A 16,592-nucleotide genomic window follows, 5' to 3' on the forward strand; every position below is an offset into this window, starting at 1 on the left:
ATGAGCGAAAACCAAACGTACGACTCCAATAACATTAAGGTCCTCAAGGGCCTGGATGCCGTACGCAAGCGGCCTGGCATGTACATCGGCGATACCGACGATGGCAGCGGTCTGCACCACATGGTGTTCGAGGTGGTCGACAACTCGATTGATGAGGCGTTGGCTGGGCATTGCAGCGAAATCACCATCACCATCCACCCGGATGAGTCGATCAGCGTGCGCGATAACGGCCGTGGTATTCCGGTCGATATGCACAAGGAAGAAGGCGTTTCCGCTGCTGAGGTGATCATGACCGTCCTGCACGCAGGCGGTAAGTTCGATGACAACAGCTACAAGGTTTCCGGTGGTCTGCACGGCGTAGGCGTTTCAGTGGTTAACGCCCTGTCCAAGGAACTGATTCTGACCATCCGCCGTAGCGGCAAGATCTGGGAACAGACGTACATCCACGGCGTGCCTCAGGCACCGATCGCCGCGGTTGGCGACAGCGATGTTACCGGTACGCAGATCCACTTCAAGCCGTCCGAAGACACCTTCGCCAATATCCATTTCAGCTGGGACATTCTTGCCAAGCGTCTGCGCGAACTGTCGTTCCTCAACTCTGGCGTGGGCATCCTGCTCAAGGATGAACGCAGCGGCAAGGAAGAGCTGTTCAAGTACGAAGGCGGTCTGCGTGCCTTCGTTGAATACCTCAACCACAACAAAACCCCGGTCAACCAGGTATTCCACTTCACCGTGCAGCGTGACGACGGTGTCGGTGTAGAAGTTGCCCTGCAGTGGAACGACAGCTTCAACGAGAACCTGTTGTGCTTCACCAACAACATTCCTCAGCGTGACGGTGGTACCCACCTGGCCGGCTTCCGCTCGGCGCTGACGCGTAACCTGAATGCCTATATTGAGCAGGAAGGTCTGGCCAAGAAGCACAAGATTGCCACCACCGGTGACGATGCCCGTGAAGGCCTGACCGCGATTATTTCGGTAAAAGTACCGGACCCGAAGTTCAGCTCGCAGACCAAAGACAAGCTGGTTTCCAGCGAAGTGAAAACTGCGGTCGAGCAGGAAATGGGCAAGTACTTCTCCGACTTCCTGTTGGAAAACCCCAACGAGGCCAAGGCCGTAGTCGGCAAGATGATCGACGCTGCGCGCGCCCGTGAAGCAGCGCGTAAAGCTCGTGAAATGACCCGCCGTAAAGGCGCGCTGGATATCGCCGGGCTGCCGGGAAAACTGGCCGACTGCCAGGAGAAAGACCCTGCCCTTTCCGAACTCTATATCGTGGAAGGGGACTCCGCGGGCGGTTCTGCCAAGCAGGGCCGTAACCGCAAGACCCAGGCGATCCTGCCGCTCAAGGGCAAGATCCTCAACGTCGAGAAAGCGCGTTTCGACAAGATGATTTCCTCCCAGGAAGTCGGTACCCTGATCACCGCCCTGGGCTGTGGTATCGGCCGCGATGAGTACAACATCGACAAGCTGCGTTACCACAACATCATCATCATGACCGACGCCGACGTCGACGGTTCGCACATCCGTACCCTGCTGCTGACCTTCTTCTTCCGTCAGCTGCCGGAGCTGGTTGAGCGTGGGTACATCTATATCGCTCAGCCGCCGCTGTACAAGGTCAAGAAGGGCAAGCAGGAGCAGTACATCAAGGACGACGAGGCCATGGATGAGTACATGACCCAGTCGGCTCTGGAAGACGCCAGCCTGCACGTCAACGAAAGCGCGCCAGGTCTGTCTGGCGAGGCGCTGGAGCGTCTGGTCAACGATTACCGTCTGGTGATGAAGACTCTTAACCGTTTGTCGCGTCTGTACCCGTTAGAGCTCACCGAGCACTTCGTCTACATCCCGCGCGTGGAAACCGAGCAACTGGCGGACAAGGCAGCTATGGAGCAATGGCTGGGCCTGCTTGATGCGCGCCTCAAGGGTATGGAGAAGTCCGGTCTGGTGTACAAAACCAGTCTGCGCGAAGACCAGGAGCGTCACCTCTGGTTGCCGCAGGTGGAACTGGTTTCCCATGGGGTTTCCAGCTACATCATCTTCAACCGCGACTTCTTCGCCAGTAACGACTACAAGACCGTTACTACCCTGGGCGATCAGCTCAACAGCCTGCTGGAAGAAGGTGCCTTTGTGCAGCGCGGCGAGCGCAAGAAGCACGTCAGCACGTTCAAGGATGCTCTAGCCTGGCTGATGGCCGAAAGCACCAAACGCCACAGCATTCAGCGCTATAAGGGTCTCGGTGAAATGAATCCGGATCAACTCTGGGAAACCACCATGGACCCGGAAGTACGCCGCATGCTCAAGGTGCGTATCGAAGACGCGATTGCTGCCGATCAGATCTTCAACACCCTGATGGGTGATGCCGTTGAACCGCGTCGGGACTTTATCGAGACCAACGCGCTGGCTGTGTCCAACCTGGACTTCTAAAACAGCCGGAGGACGCCAGACACACGCTGGTTTCTGTCTAGAAAAAGCCCCTGCTGATTAACTTCAGCAGGGGCTTTTTTGTTCCACATGGAACATAGCCGCAGGCATGCAGCGCACATCCGTACCCGAGCAAATTTGAGCGATAAAAAAGCCGACACTGAGGCCGGCTTGAGGTTACGTCGGAAAACTTATGCACGAAAAGCAGTTGGTTAGATGCACATTAAAACTGCTTATAAATCATTACCTTGAAAGGCTTAATAGCACTCTGCCGGTATTTCGCGCACAGGTTATCCACAATTGGGCTAGGCCGGCTCCTGGGCTTCCAGAGGCTGGCTCTGTGCATCCAGTGAGCCGATATCGCGTTGCGCCTGGCTGACCCAGGCAAACGCACGATCATTGAGCTCGGCGATGGCGCGCGGACCGCTACCTTCAGCGTGCATCAGTGGGCCAATCACTACTTGAACGGTACCTGGGGTTTTACGCCATCCCAACTTGGGCCAGAACTCGCCGGCGTTGTGGGCAATCGGCAACACCGGCAGGTTGGCATTCACTGCGAGGGAGGCGCCGCCACGGCTGAACTTGCCGATCTGGCCCGGTGGAATACGCGTGCCTTCCGGGAATACCAGCACCCAGGCGCCCTGCCCCAGGCGTTTGTGGCCAAGCTTGGCCAGCTGCTTGAGCGCCGCCTTGGGGTTGCTGCGGTCGATGGCGATAGGTTTGAGCATGGCCATGGCCCAACCGAAGAACGGTACATACAGCAGCTCGCGCTTGACCACTTGGCTGAGCGGCTCAAAGTAGCCGCATAGAAAGAAGGTCTCCCAGGTGCTTTGGTGCTTGGCGAGGATCACGCAGGGCTGTTCGGGGATATTCTCCAGGCCCTTGATCTCATAGTTGATGCCGGCTACCACCTTGGCCAGCCAGGTGGCGCAGCGGCACCAGTTCTGGATAACAAAGCGATAGCGCGCGCGAAACGGTAGGAAGGGTGCAACGAAGACGCTGAGGGTGCACCAGACAAAGGCGCTGGAAGACAACAACAGATAGAAGAGAACGGTTCTGAGGGTCTGCACTATCGACATGGGAGCTTTTACCGTCGCAGGCAGCGCCTGCTTTATAAGTGGAGAAGCTGTGCGGCAACCGCCGCCAGATCATCGAATACCAGGGTGCCCGCTGGCAATCCTTTCGCCAGGGTGCGTTCGCCCTTGCCGGTCTTTACCAAAACTGGCTGACAATCGACGGCGCCGGCCGCTGTCAGGTCACCGCTGCTGTCTCCGACAAACCACACGCCCTTAAGTGCTACGCCATAGTACGCAGCAATCTGCTCGAGCATGCCGGGTTTCGGTTTGCGACATGCGCAGCCCTCATCCGGGCCGTGGATGCAGTGCACGATCAGGCCCAGGTCGCCGCCCTGCGCCGTCACCAGTTCACGTAGGCGCGCGTGCATGGCTTCCAGTGTGGCCAGGTCGTAATAGCCGCGGGCGACCCCGGATTGATTGGTGGCCACCGCGATCGTCCAGCCGGCTTGCGACAGGCGCGCGATGGCTTCGATGGCGCCGGGCAACGGCATCCATTCGGCGACGCTTTTGATATAGGCGTCGGAGTCGTAATTGATCACGCCGTCGCGGTCGAGAATCAGCAGTTTCATGCGGTAATCCGTAACCGGCTGGCGGTGATGGCCGCCAGCCGGTAAAGGTGATGATGGGTAGCGCTGTGCTCCACCCATCCTACGATCGACTTAGCCGAGTACCGAGATATCAGCCACGCCGAGGAACAGGCCACGCAGCTTGGCCAGAAGCGCATAGCGGTTAGCCCGCACGGCAGGGTCTTCGGCGTTGACCAGTACCGCCTCGAAGAAGGCGTCCACCGGCTCGCGCAGGTTGGCCAGCTGGCTTAGCGCCAGGTTGTACTGACGCGCTGCGGCCAGCGGCTGCACAGCATGCTCGGCCTGCTGGATGGCGGCGTTGAGGGCGAACTCGCTGGGGTTGTCGAAGTGGTGGGCCTGCACGCTGGCAGCCACCTGGCCTTCGGCCTTGCTCAGCAGATTGGACACGCGCTTGTTTGCTGCCGCCAGAGCTGCCGCCTGCGGCAGTGCACGGAAGGCCTGCACGGCCTGCACACGTTGGTCGAAGTCCAGCGGCGAGGTCGGGCTGACCGCACGTACGGCCTGGTACACGGCTACTTCGACGCCTTCGTCCTCATAACGGGCGCGCAGACGGTCGAAGATAAAGTCCTGCACCTGGGGGGCCAGGCCGTCGGCCTTGATCTTGTCGCCGAACTGCTTGATGGAGAAGGCGACGGCTTCGGCCAGATCCAGATCCAGCTGCTTCTCGATCAGGATGCGCAGCACACCGAGGGCCGCGCGACGCAGGGCGTAGGGGTCCTTGCTGCCGGTGGGCAGCATGCCGATGCCGAAGATGCCGACCAGGGTATCCAGCTTGTCGGCCAGGGCCACGGCGGCACCTGTGAGGGTGCTTGGCAGTTCGGCACCGGCGCCGCGCGGCATATATTGCTCGTTCAGCGCCAGGGCCACGTCTTCGGCTTCGCCGTCGTGCTTGGCGTAGTAGTAACCGGCGATGCCCTGCATTTCCGGGAATTCGCCGACCATCTCGCTGGCCAGGTCGCACTTGCAGAGGATGCCGGCACGCGCCGCGCGGGTGGCGTCCCCACCGATGCGCTGGGCAATAAAACCAGCCAGGGCGGAAACCCGCTGGGCTTTGTCATAGACCGAGCCGAGCTGGGCCTGGAACACCACGTTGGCCAGGCGCTGGTTGAAGCTTTCCAGCTTCTGCTTCTTGTCCTGCTTGAAGAAGAACTCGGCGTCAGTCAAACGTGGACGCACCACCTTCTCGTTGCCGGAAATGATCTGCGCCGGGTCTTTGCTCTCAACGTTGGCCACGGTGATAAAGCGCGGCAGCAGCTTGCCGTTGGCGTCCAGCAGGCAGAAGTACTTCTGGTTGTCCTGCATGGTGGTGATCAGCGCTTCCTGCGGCACTTCAAGGAAGCGTTCCTCGAAGGAGCAGACCAGCGGCACCGGCCATTCGACCAGGGCGCTGACTTCATCCAGCAGCGCCGGCGGTACGATGGCGGTGCCCTGCTGCTCGGCCGCCAGCTGGTCGACGCGGGCGGCGATCTGCGCGCGGCGCTCGGCGAAGTCGGCAATCACATAGGCGCTGCGCAGGTCTTCGGCGTAGTTGGCCGGCGCGCTGATGCGCACTTCGTGGTTGGCGTGGAAGCGATGGCCACGGGAGACGCGGCCGGCTTGCTGGGCGAGGATTTCGCAGTCGATCACCTCGTCACCGAACAGCATCACCAGCCACTGGCTCGGGCGGACGAATTCGGTCTTGCGCGCGCCCCAGCGCATACGCTTAGGGATAGGCAGCTCGTTTAGCGAGGTTTCGACGATAGCGGGCAGCAGACCGGCAGCGGCTTGGCCTGGGATGCTCTGGCTGAACTTGAGCTTAGGGCCGCTCTGGTCGATTTGGCTCAGCTCGACGCCGCACTTCTTGGCAAAGCCCAGGGCCGCTTGAGTCGGGTTGCCGTCCTTGTCGAAGGCTGCCTGGATGGGCGGGCCATCGAGGTTCTGGGTGCGATCGGCTTGCTGTTCTTCAAGCTGCTCGATCAACACGGCCAGACGGCGTGGTGCAGCGTAATAGCGCACTTGGCCATAGCTCAGGCCGGCGCTTTTCAGGCCTTTCTCGATACCAGCGAGGAAGGCTTCACCGAGGGTTTTCAGGGCTTTCGGTGGCAGCTCTTCGGTGCCCAGTTCTACCAGGAAATCACGCGCACTCATTCTGCTGCCTCCAGCTTGGCTAAAACTTCATCACGCAGGTCGGGGGTGGCGAGCGGGAAGCCGAGTTTGCGCCGCGCTTGCAGGTAGCTCTGCGCCACCGAACGGGCCAGGGCGCGCACGCGCAGGATGTACTGCTGACGCGCGGTTACCGAGATGGCGCGGCGCGCATCCAGCAGGTTGAAGGTGTGCGAGGCCTTGAGCACCATCTCGTAGGTTGGCAGCGGCAGCTCCAGCTCGATCAGGCGGTTGGCTTCGCTTTCATAGAAGTCGAACAGCTCGAAGAGTTTCTCGACGTTGGCGTGTTCGAAGTTATAGGTCGACTGCTCCACTTCGTTCTGGTGGAACACATCGCCATAGGTGACCTTGCCGAACTGGCCGTCGGTCCACACCAGGTCGTACACCGAATCGACGCCCTGCAGGTACATGGCCAGGCGCTCGAGGCCGTAAGTGATCTCACCGGTCACCGGGTAGCACTCGATGCCGCCGACTTGCTGGAAGTAGGTGAACTGGGTGACTTCCATGCCGTTCAGCCAGATTTCCCAGCCCAGACCCCAGGCGCCGAGGGTCGGCGATTCCCAGTTGTCTTCGACGAAGCGAATGTCGTGCACCAGCGGGTCGATGCCGATGGCTTTCAGTGAGCCTAAGTACAGCTCCTGGAAGTTTTCCGGGTTCGGCTTCAAGACCACCTGGAACTGGTAGTAATGCTGCAGACGGTTAGGGTTCTCGCCGTAGCGGCCGTCAGCCGGACGACGGGAAGGCTGCACATAGGCGGCGTTCCAGGTCTCAGGACCGATGGCACGGAGAAACGTGGCGGTGTGGAAGGTGCCCGCGCCAACTTCCATATCGTAGGGCTGCAACACCACACAGCCCTGTTCGGCCCAGTACTGTTGCAGGGCGAGGATCAAGTCTTGGAAGGTGCGCACGGCAGGCGTAGTCTGGCTCACAAATTTCACCCGTACTTTGGCGGCTTCAGAAAGTCCGCGAGTATACCGAAGCTCAGGAAAACCCGCATGCCACGCTGTTTCTGGTGCAATGACGATCCGCTGTATCAGGCGTACCACGATCAAGAATGGGGCGTGCCGCAACGCGACCCCCAGGTGCTGTTCGAGTTACTGCTGCTGGAGGGTTTTCAGGCAGGTCTGTCGTGGATCACCGTGCTGAAGAAGCGCGAGCACTATCGCAAGGTGCTGTTCGGGTTTGATGTGCAGCGTCTGGCCATGCTCACCGACGAGTACATCGAAGACACCCTGATGCAGGACGCCGGCATCATTCGTAACCGCCTCAAGCTCAAGGCTGTGCGCAAAAACGCTCAGGCCTGGCTCAAGCTGGAAGACCCGGTGACGCTGCTCTGGTCGTTTGTTGGCGGCGCGCCGAAGATCAATCACTTCAGCGAGCGCGGCCAGGTGCCGGCAGTAACCGCCGAGGCCGAGGCGATGAGCAAGGCGCTGAAAAAGGCCGGCTTTACCTTTGTCGGCCCGACCATCTGCTACGCCTATATGCAGGCCACGGGGATGGTCATGGATCACACCAGCGACTGTGACCGTTACGCGCAACTGACCACTCGCTAGCTCGGGTGGTTACAATAAGCGCCTTTTGATCGGCTGGAGTTGCCTGTGGAAAAGCTCAAAGGTGCCCTGGTGGTGGGCTTTCTGCGTTTGTTTGCCTTGCTGCCGTGGCGCGCCGTACAGGGCGTGGGCGCAGCGATTGGCTGGCTGATGTGGAAGCTGCCGAATGGCTCGCGCGAAGTGGCCAGCATCAACCTGCGCAAGTGCTTTCCCGAACTGGATGAAGCCGCGCACCAGCGTCTGCTGGGCCAATCGCTGATGGATATCGGCAGAACCCTGACCGAAAGCGCCTGTGCCTGGATCTGGCCGGCGCAGAAATCCATCGGCCTGGTGCGTGAAGTCGAGGGCCTGGAAGTCCTGCAGCAGGCATTGGCCAGCGGTAAGGGCGTAGTCGGCATCACCAGCCACCTCGGCAACTGGGAAGTGCTTAACCACTTTTACTGCGCGCAGTGCAAACCGATCATCTTCTACCGTCCACCCAAGCTCAAAGCCGTTGACGATCTGCTGCGCCAGCAGCGTGTGCAGCTGGGGAACCGCGTTGCGCCGTCGACCAAGGAAGGCATCCTCAGCGTGATCAAGGAAGTGCGCAAAGGCGGTGCGGTGGGCATTCCGGCCGATCCCGAGCCGAGCCTGTCTTCCGGGGTATTCGTGCCCTTTCTCGGTACCGAGGCGCTGACCAGCAAGTTTGTTGCCGGTATGTTGAGCGGTGGCAAGGCCTGCGGGGTATTTCTGCATGCGCTGCGTCTGCCGGATGGTTCGGGCTTTAAGGTCATTTTGGAAGCCGCGCCCGAAGCGATGTACAGCACTGATACGGCCACCGCCGTGGCGGCGATGAGCAAGGTTATCGAGCGTTATGTACGCAGCTACCCGAGCCAGTACATGTGGAGCATGAAGCGCTTCAAGAAGCGCCCTGCCGGCGAAGCCAAGTGGTATTGAATGGGTCTGAGTTGCAGGCGAAGCCTGCTCTCGACTAGGCTGGGGGAACCCACTCTGACGGACGGCGCATGAGCAATAGTCGAAAGAATGTCCGCACACCCCTGAAGGTACGCCTGCGTATCGACCATCCGGTGCACGGTGAGCTGATGGTCACCACGCGGGATATTTCCGAATGCGGCGTCTATGTGCTGATGGACCAGGCGCAAAATATGCTCAGCATGGGTGAGCAAGTGCAAGGCCAAGTGCAGGGCTTGCCGATGGAAGCGCCGATCCTCACGCTCGAAGTGGTACGTGTCGAAGCCCTGGGCGTTGGCCTGCGCTTTGTGCAAACCGAGGAATAGTTCAGGCTATTTCCTGAGTTACCGAGCGGGCTTATCCAGGCGTTTGAGAAATACGCTGATTTCCTTGCCTGCCTGCTTGTCACCCTTCTCTTCTGCCACACGCAAGCCCTGCTGCCAGGCCGCGCGCGCCTCGTCGTGCAGTCCCTGCTTGTTCAGCGCCTGGCCGAGCAGCTTCCAGGCGGCTGAATACTGCGCATCGAACTCAACGCAGCGCTGTAAATGCTCCGCCGCCTGGGCGAACTCCGCCGCATCCAGATAGCCCTTACCCAGACCAAAACGCAGCACGGCATTGTCCATGCCTTTGGCCAGCATCTTCTCCAGGGCTTCGGTGCTCATGGTCGATTCCTAAAAGAAGGTCAGGCCGACCTGGAACAGACGCTCGGCATCGCGGATGTACTTTTTGTCGACAAGGAACAGGATCACATGGTCGCCCGTCTCGATCACCGTGTTGTCGTGAGCGATCAACACCTCTTCGTTGCGGATGATCGCCCCGATGGTGGTGCCCGGCGGCAACGCGATATCAGCGATGGCGCGGCCGACTACCTTGCTCGATTTAGCATCACCATGGGCAATCGCCTCAATGGCTTCGGCTGCACCGCGGCGCAGGGAGTGCACGCTTTCGATATCACCACGGCGCACGTGGGTCAGCAGGGTACCGATGGTGGCCAGCTGCGGGCTGATGGCGATGTCGATTTCGCCGCCCTGCACTAGGTCAACGTAAGCCGGGTTGTTGATGATGGTCATTACCTTACGCGCGCCCAAACGCTTAGCCAGCAAGGAGGACATGATGTTGGCTTCGTCGTCGTTGGTCAGGGCCAGGAAGATGTCAGCGTCGCTGATGTTTTCTTCCACCAGCAAGTCGCGGTCCGAGGCGCTGCCTTGTAGCACGATGGTGCTGTCGAGGGTTTCCGAGAGGTAACGGCAGCGCGCCGGGTTCATCTCGATGATCTTCACCTGGTAGCGGCTCTCGATGGCCTCGGCCAGACGTTCGCCGATATGCCCGCCGCCGGCGATCACCACCTTCTTGTAGCTGTCTTCCATGCGGCGCATTTCGCTCATCACCGCGCGGATATGCGCCTTGGCGGCGATAAAGAATACTTCGTCATCGGCTTCGATCACTGTATCGCCTTGCGGCATGATCGCCCGGTTGCGGCGGAAGATCGCGGCCACCCGGGTGTCGACATTCGGCATGTGCTCGCGCAATTGACGCAGCTGCTGACCGACCAGTGGGCCGCCGTAGTAGGCCTTGACCGCCACCAGCTGGGCCTTGCCTTCAGCGAAGTCGATCACCTGCAGGGCACCGGGGTATTCGATCAGGCGCTTGATGTAGTTGGTGACCACCTGCTCGGGGCTGATCAGTACGTCGACCGGGATCGATTCGTTGCTGAACAGGCCGCTCCGGGTCAGGTAAGCCGCTTCACGTACACGGGCAATCTTGGTCGGGGTGTGGAACAGGCTGTAGGCGACCTGGCAGGCGATCATGTTGATTTCATCGCTGTTGGTCACTGCCACCAGCATGTCGGCGTCGTCCGCGCCGGCCTGGCGCAGCACCGTGGGAAACGAACCACGACCTTGTACGGTACGAATATCCAGGCGGTCGCCGAGGTCGCGCAGACGGTCACCGTCGGTGTCGACCACGGTGATGTCGTTGGCTTCGCTGGCCAGGTGTTCCGCCAGGGTGCCGCCAACCTGGCCTGCACCGAGAATGATGATCTTCATGCAGTCTGTTCCTCAGCCGCGCGGAGCGGCAGCGATTTTCATCAGCTTGGCATAGTAAAAGCCGTCGTGGCCGTCGACTTGCGGGAATAGCTGGCGACCGTGGGCGGTTTTATGGCCGAACGCTCCGGCAATATCCAGCTCACGGGCGCCCGGCGTGCGCGCCAGGAAGGCAGCAATATTCTCGCTGTTTTCCGCCGGCATCACCGAACAGGTGGCGTAAAGCAGGATGCCGCCGACTTCCAGAGTCTGCCACAGGCTATCCAGCAGCTCGCCCTGCAGCTTGGCCAGCGCGGGAATGTCATCGGCCTGACGGGTCAGTTTGATATCCGGGTGACGGCGGATCACCCCGGTGGCCGAGCAGGGCGCGTCGAGCAGGATGCGCTGGAACGGCTTGCCGTCCCACCAGGCGGCCAGGTCACGGCCATCGGCGGCGATCAGCTCGGCCTCCAGGCCCAGACGTTTGAGGTTCTCGCGTACGCGCACCAGGCGTTTTTCTTCCAGGTCCACCGCCACAACGCCGGCCAGTGAGGGCTCGGCTTCCAGCAGATGGCAGGTCTTACCGCCTGGCGCGGCACAGGCGTCTAGCACGTGTTGGCCGGGCGCTAGGTCGAGCAGTTCGGCAGCCAGCTGCGCCGCTTCGTCCTGCACGCTGACGCGGCCTTCGGCAAACCCCGGCAGGGTGGTGACATCGCATGCCTGCAGCAGGCGAATGCCGTCACGGCTAAACGTGCAAGGCTCCGCCTCAAAGCCTACGCGGTGCAGTTCGGCCAGGTAGTCATCGCGACTGCCGAGGCGGCGGTTGACCCGCAGAATCAGCGGCGGGTGGGCGTTGTTGGCCACGCAGATGGCCTCCCAGTGTTCCGGCCACTGAGCTTTCAGGGCCTTCTGCAGCCAGCGCGGGTGAGCGGTATGCAGCACCGGATCGCGATCCAGCTCGGCCAGCAGCGACTCATGCTCGCGTTGGGCATTGCGCAGCACGGCATTCAGTAGGCCCTTGAGTGAAGGCTTCTTCAGCTTGTCGACACAGGCCACGGTCTCGCCGATGGCCGCATGCGCCGGAATGCGCGTGTAGAACAGCTGATAGAGACCAATCAGCAGCAGCGCTTCGACATCGCGGTCGACGGCTTTGAAGGGTTTCTGCAGCAGCTTCTCGGCAATCAGGGCCAGGCGTGGCTGCCAGCGTGCGGTGCCAAAGGCCAGGTCCTGAGCCAGGCCACGGTCGCGCTGCTCGACCTTATCCAGCAACGGCGGCAGGCTGCTACCCAGCGAAGCCTTGCCATTGAGCACCACGGCCAGGGCGCGGGCGGCTGCGAGACGCGGGTTCATTGACCGAGCACCAGGCCCAGGGCGAACTGCTCGCGGCGGCTGTTATACAGGTCACTGAAGTTCAGCGCCTTACCGCCGGGCAGTTGCAGGCGGGTCAGACGCAGCGCGCCTTCGCCGCAGGCCACGGTCAGGCCGGATTTATCGGCGGCGAGGATGCTGCCGGGTTGGCCCTGCCCTTCGCCCAGTGCTGCGGCGTGCACCTTGATGGCTTCGCCACCTAGCGTGCTATGGCAGATAGGCCACGGGTGAAAAGCGCGTACCAAGCGTTCCAGCTCAATGGCCGGTCGGCTCCAGTCCAGGCGCGCTTCATCCTTGTTCAGTTTGTGTGCGTAGGTGGCCAGGCTGTCGTCCTGCACTTCACCAACCAGACTACCGCTGGCCAAGCCGCTGATTGCCTGAATCACCGCCTGCGGGCCGAGACTGGCGAGCCGGTCGTGCAGGCTGCCACCGGTATCTTCGGCAGAAATGGGCGTGCTGACCTTGAGCAGCATCGGCCCTGTGTCCAGGCCGGCTTCCATCTGCATCACGGTAACGCCGGACTCAGCATCACCGGCCTCTACCGCGCGCTGGATCGGTGCGGCGCCACGCCAGCGTGGCAGCAGCGAGGCGTGACTGTTGATACAGCCCAGGCGCGGGATATCCAGCACCACTTGCGGCAGGATCAGGCCGTAAGCCACCACCACCATCAGATCGGGCTTGAGTGCCGCTAGCTCGGCTTGGGCTGCGGGATCGCGCAGGGTCTGCGGCTGGTAAACCGGAATATCGTGCTGCAGGGCGAGCTGCTTGACTGGGCTGGGGGTGAGTTTCTGTCCACGGCCGGCCGGGCGATCAGGCTGACTGTAGACGGCAATGATCTGGTGTGGCGTGTCGAGCAAGGCCTTGAGGTGTTCGGCGGCGAATTCCGGGGTGCCGGCAAAGACAATACGCAAAGACTCAGACATGGGTTCTCACTGCTAGAAAGAAAAAGGCTTGCCGTAGCAAGCCTTTGAAAGGTGTGGCTTAAGCCTGCTGGCGGTGCTGCTTTTCCAGCTTCTTCTTGATGCGGTCGCGTTTGAGATTAGACAGGTAATCGACAAACAGCTTGCCATTGAGGTGGTCGCATTCATGCTGGATGCACACGGCAAGCAGGCCCTCTGCGATCAGCTCGTAGGGCTGGCCATCGCGGTCTAGCGCCTTGATCTTGACCTTCTGCGGGCGGTCGACGTTTTCGTAGAAGCCTGGCACTGACAGGCAACCTTCCTGGTACTGATCCATTTCCTCGGTCAGCGGCTCGAACTCGGGGTTGATAAACACCCGTGGCTCGGATTTGTCTTCGGACAGGTCCATCACCACCAGACGTTTGTGCACGTTGACCTGCGTCGCGGCCAGGCCGATACCCGGTGCGTCGTACATGGTTTCAAACATGTCATCGATCAGTTGACGCAAGGCGTCATCGACCACGTCCACCGGTTTGGCGATGGTGCGCAGGCGCGGATCGGGAAATTCGAGGATATTCAGGATCGCCATATGCGTTTGTGATGCACTTGTGGAATAAAGTCAAAATCCGCTGCTAAGATGATGAGCAGCATTGAAAAACGGCTTCACGCCGCAGCACGACTGGGTTATGTCGCGGCGCTAGGGCGCTCCACGTGAAGACACATAATAAAGGGATTCACCGCATGAGGAAATCACTACTCGCCCTGCTGCTGGTTGCGGCAAGTGGCTTGGCCCAGGCCGCCGTGCAACTCAAGGACGGTCACCCAGACCGTTATACCGTGGTCAAGGGCGATACCCTCTGGGATATCTCTGGCAAATTTCTAAGTCAACCGTGGAAGTGGCCTGAAATCTGGCATGCCAACCCACAGGTGGAAAACCCCCATTTGATTTATCCAGGCGATCAACTCAGTCTGGTGTATATCGATGGTCAGCCACGGTTGATGCTCAATCGCGGCGAGTCGCGCGGCACCATCAAGCTGTCGCCGCAGGTGCGCAGCACGCCGATGGCTGAAGCCATTCCGGCGATTCCGCTGGAGGCAATCAATAGCTTCCTGCTGAGCAACCGTATTGTTGATACCCCTGAGCAGTTCCAGGGCGCGCCCTACATCGTGGCCGGCAACGCCGAGCGCGTGGTCAGTGGTGCCGGTGATCGTGTCTATGCCCGTGGCCGCTTCGACGAGTCGGCGCCGGCTTATGGCATCTTCCGCCAGGGCAAAACCTACGTGGATCCGGAAACCCAGGAATTCCTCGGCATTAACGCCGATGACATCGGCTCGGGTGAGATCGTGGCTGAGGAAGGCGATGTCGGCACTATGGTGTTGAGCCGCTCGACTCAGGAAGTTCGCCTTGGCGACCGGTTGTTCCCAACCGAAGAGCGGGCCATTAATTCGACCTTTATGCCGAGTGAGCCTGCTGGCGAAATCAGCGGAGTGATCCTCGATGTGCCGCGTGGTGTTACGCAGATCGGTCAGTTCGATGTGGTGACCATTAACAAGGGTGCCCGTGACGGTCTGAGCGAAGGTAATGTTTTAGCTGTATATAAAACTGGTGAAACCGTACGCGACCGGGTAACCGGTGAGTCGGTGAAAATTCCGGACGAGCGTTCGGGCTTGCTGATGGTGTTCCGCACCTATGACAAGCTCAGCTATGGCCTGGTGCTGGGAGCTTCTCGCTCGCTGGCGATCATGGACAAAGTACGTAACCCGTAACACCGAAAGCCCCGCAAACGCGGGGCTTTTTTATTCCCGTCTGAATTTCCTGCCGCCCGCGCGGCGCGACCGATCAAGGATGATCCGCATGTCGCAGTCTTCTGCTATTTCCCCTGCTATCTCTCCCGCTGAACTGGAAGCGCGTCTGCGTTTGCACTGCTTGCCGGAGCTGGGTCCTCGCCGCTTTCGCAAACTCCTCAGGGCCTTCGACAGTGCTTCAGCTGCGCTCAGCGCGCCTGCTAGTGCCTGGCGTTCTCTGGGTCTGCCGCAGGCATGCAGTGAGGCGCGACGTAGCACTGAGGTGCGTGAGCGTGCGGCGCGGAGCCTGGCCTGGTTGGACGTCGATACGCATCATTTGTTGATGTGGGATGACGCGATTTATCCAGGTCTGCTGGCTGAGTTGGCGGATGCACCGCCGTTGCTGTTTGTTGCAGGTGACCCGACTTTGCTGGAGCAGCCGCAACTGGCCATGGTCGGCAGCCGGCGTGCATCGCGGCCAGGGTTGGATACTGCGCAGAGTTTTGCTCGCAGCCTGGCGGGCGGCGGCTTTGTGATTACCAGCGGCTTGGCCTTGGGTATTGATGGCGCGGCCCATCAGGGCGCACTGGATGCCGGTGGTAAGACGGTCGCTGTGCTCGGCACCGGCTTGCAGTGTTTATATCCGGCGCGGCACAAGAAACTCGCAGCGGATATCGTTGCCCGTGGTGGTGCACTGGTCTCCGAGTTACCGCTGGATTGCCCGCCTCAGGCGAGCAACTTTCCCCGGCGTAATCGCATCATCAGCGGTCTATCAGTTGGCGTGCTGGTGGTGGAAGCCAGCCCCTCCAGCGGTTCTCTGATCACTGCACGTCTGGCCGCTGAACAGGGTCGTGAGGTCTATGCGATTCCTGGCTCGATTCATCATCCAGGCGCGCGTGGCTGCCATCAGTTGATTCGCGAAGGGGCGACACTGGTTGAAAGTATCGAAGACATTCTGCAGGCATTGCGTGGCTGGCAGGCGCAGCCATCCACCAACGCCGCGCGCAGGCCAGAACCGCCCAGTCACCCATTACTGGCCCTGTTGCATGCTGCGCCGCATAGCAGCGAAGCGTTGGTGGTGGCCAGTGGTTTGCCCTTGGCCGAAGTGTTGGCTGCGCTGACCGAGCTCGAGCTAGACGGCCGTGTTGCCTGCGAAAACGGCCGCTGGGTGGGCCGCGCGCTTTAGCTTGGATACACTGCCAGCCAGGCCTTAGTGGAGAGCAGTGAATGGTCAGCAACTGGCAGATACAGCAAGCTGCACGGGTGGTGCGCAATGGTGGGGTGATTGCCTATCCGACCGAAGCGGTATGGGGGTTGGGCTGTGATCCCTGGCATGACGAGGCGGTGGAGCGCTTGCTGGCGCTGAAGGATCGTCCCGTGCACAAGGGGCTGATTCTGGTGGCCGCCGATATCGAACAGTTCGACTTTCTGCTCGAAGACCTCCCGGAAATCTGGCTGGCGCGCCTGGCCGGCAGCTGGCCAGGCCCGAACACCTGGCTGGTGCCGCATCAGAACCGCTTGCCCGAATGGATCAGTGGCCAGCATGACAGCGTAGCCCTGCGCGTTAGTGATCATCCGCAGGTGCGCGCGCTCTGCCGCCTGACCGGGCCGCTGGTCTCGACCTCAGCTAATCCGGCAGGCCGCCCGTCCGCGCGCAGTCGTTTGCGTGTCGAGCAGTACTTCCCTGGTCAGCTGGATGCGGTGCTTGGTGGAGCGTTGGGCGGCCGCAAGAACCCGAGTCTGATTCGCGACTTGATCAGCGGTGATGTGATCAGACCGTCCTGATCACAGCCAAACC

The 16,592-nt window shown here is 60.7% G+C and carries 16 protein-coding genes; 7 read left to right on the top strand and 9 right to left on the bottom strand.

All coding sequences use genetic code 11. From position 1 onward, the window contains the following. Complete coding sequence (gene gyrB / locus BLO50_RS14710; RefSeq protein WP_090254210.1) at window positions 1–2,418, top strand: DNA topoisomerase (ATP-hydrolyzing) subunit B; 2,418 nt, start codon at window positions 1–3, stop codon at window positions 2,416–2,418. Between the two features lie 302 nt (window positions 2,419–2,720). Here gyrB and BLO50_RS14715 read toward each other — a convergent pair whose 3' ends face one another. The 4 genes from BLO50_RS14715 to glyQ all read right to left on the bottom strand — a co-directional run bounded on the left by BLO50_RS14715 (window position 2,721) and on the right by glyQ (window position 7,149). Continuing rightward, window positions 2,721–3,494, bottom strand: coding sequence for a lysophospholipid acyltransferase family protein (locus tag BLO50_RS14715; RefSeq protein ID WP_090254212.1), 774 nt, complete (start codon window positions 3,492–3,494; stop codon window positions 2,721–2,723). Window positions 3,495–3,526: 32 nt separating this feature from the next. Next, entirely contained in the window at window positions 3,527–4,060 is a 534-nt protein-coding gene (gene gmhB, locus BLO50_RS14720) for a D-glycero-beta-D-manno-heptose 1,7-bisphosphate 7-phosphatase (protein ID WP_090254214.1), read from the bottom strand. 90 nt (window positions 4,061–4,150) lie between these two features. Continuing rightward, on the bottom strand, window positions 4,151–6,205 hold the full coding sequence (gene glyS / locus BLO50_RS14725; protein WP_090254217.1) for a glycine--tRNA ligase subunit beta: 2,055 nt from the start codon (window positions 6,203–6,205) through the stop codon (window positions 4,151–4,153). Then, window positions 6,202–7,149: a glycine--tRNA ligase subunit alpha gene (gene glyQ / locus BLO50_RS14730; RefSeq protein WP_090255151.1), complete on the bottom strand. Its 948-nt coding sequence runs from the start codon at window positions 7,147–7,149 to the stop codon at window positions 6,202–6,204. The genes glyS and glyQ overlap by 4 nt, the downstream gene beginning before the upstream one ends. A 66-nt stretch (window positions 7,150–7,215) precedes the next feature. Here glyQ and BLO50_RS14735 point away from each other — a divergent pair, with 66 nt between their 5' ends. The 3 genes from BLO50_RS14735 to BLO50_RS14745 all read left to right on the top strand — a co-directional run bounded on the left by BLO50_RS14735 (window position 7,216) and on the right by BLO50_RS14745 (window position 9,047). After that, window positions 7,216–7,773 carry a DNA-3-methyladenine glycosylase I gene (locus BLO50_RS14735; RefSeq protein WP_090254219.1) on the top strand — a complete coding sequence of 186 codons (558 nt, stop codon included), beginning with the start codon at window positions 7,216–7,218 and terminating at the stop codon, window positions 7,771–7,773. Between the two features lie 45 nt (window positions 7,774–7,818). Beyond that, window positions 7,819–8,706 carry a lysophospholipid acyltransferase gene (locus BLO50_RS14740; protein WP_090254221.1) on the top strand — a complete coding sequence of 296 codons (888 nt, stop codon included), beginning with the start codon at window positions 7,819–7,821 and terminating at the stop codon, window positions 8,704–8,706. Between the two features lie 68 nt (window positions 8,707–8,774). Further along, on the top strand, window positions 8,775–9,047 hold the full coding sequence (locus tag BLO50_RS14745) for a PilZ domain-containing protein (protein ID WP_090254223.1): 273 nt from the start codon (window positions 8,775–8,777) through the stop codon (window positions 9,045–9,047). A gap of 18 nt (window positions 9,048–9,065) precedes the next feature. Here the strand turns inward: BLO50_RS14745 and BLO50_RS14750 are convergent, their stop codons facing one another. The 5 genes from BLO50_RS14750 to def are packed head-to-tail and all read right to left on the bottom strand — an operon-like array spanning window position 9,066 to window position 13,598. After that, a complete protein-coding gene (locus tag BLO50_RS14750; RefSeq protein ID WP_090254225.1) occupies window positions 9,066–9,383 on the bottom strand; it encodes a hypothetical protein in 318 nt (105 codons plus the stop codon). Between the two features lie 9 nt (window positions 9,384–9,392). Next, window positions 9,393–10,766, bottom strand: a complete 1,374-nt coding sequence (gene trkA, locus BLO50_RS14755; RefSeq protein WP_090254226.1) for a Trk system potassium transporter TrkA — start codon at window positions 10,764–10,766, stop codon at window positions 9,393–9,395. Window positions 10,767–10,778: 12 nt separating this feature from the next. Next, window positions 10,779–12,092, bottom strand: coding sequence for a 16S rRNA (cytosine(967)-C(5))-methyltransferase RsmB (gene rsmB, locus BLO50_RS14760; protein WP_090254229.1), 1,314 nt, complete (start codon window positions 12,090–12,092; stop codon window positions 10,779–10,781). Continuing rightward, window positions 12,089–13,033, bottom strand: a complete 945-nt coding sequence (gene fmt, locus BLO50_RS14765) for a methionyl-tRNA formyltransferase (RefSeq protein WP_090254231.1) — start codon at window positions 13,031–13,033, stop codon at window positions 12,089–12,091. Before fmt ends, rsmB begins: the two co-directional genes overlap by 4 nt. 58 nt (window positions 13,034–13,091) lie before the next feature. Then, window positions 13,092–13,598: a peptide deformylase gene (gene def / locus BLO50_RS14770; RefSeq protein ID WP_090254233.1), complete on the bottom strand. Its 507-nt coding sequence runs from the start codon at window positions 13,596–13,598 to the stop codon at window positions 13,092–13,094. A gap of 152 nt (window positions 13,599–13,750) precedes the next feature. On the opposite strand from def, the gene BLO50_RS14775 reads away from it, so the two are divergent. The 3 genes from BLO50_RS14775 to tsaC all read left to right on the top strand — a co-directional run bounded on the left by BLO50_RS14775 (window position 13,751) and on the right by tsaC (window position 16,579). Then, entirely contained in the window at window positions 13,751–14,776 is a 1,026-nt protein-coding gene (locus BLO50_RS14775; protein ID WP_090254235.1) for a LysM peptidoglycan-binding domain-containing protein, read from the top strand. An 88-nt stretch (window positions 14,777–14,864) separates the two neighbouring features. Then, window positions 14,865–15,980 (top strand): DNA-processing protein DprA, encoded by a 1,116-nt coding sequence (gene dprA / locus BLO50_RS14780; RefSeq protein ID WP_090254237.1) that lies wholly within the window; start codon window positions 14,865–14,867, stop codon window positions 15,978–15,980. A gap of 41 nt (window positions 15,981–16,021) precedes the next feature. Further along, window positions 16,022–16,579, top strand: coding sequence for an L-threonylcarbamoyladenylate synthase type 1 TsaC (tsaC, locus tag BLO50_RS14785; protein WP_090254238.1), 558 nt, complete (start codon window positions 16,022–16,024; stop codon window positions 16,577–16,579). Window positions 16,580–16,592: the final 13 nt, after the last annotated feature.

Origin of the sequence: Pseudomonas peli, from assembly GCF_900099645.1 — a bacterium.
Classification (GTDB): Bacteria; Pseudomonadota; Gammaproteobacteria; order Pseudomonadales; family Pseudomonadaceae; genus Aquipseudomonas; species Aquipseudomonas peli.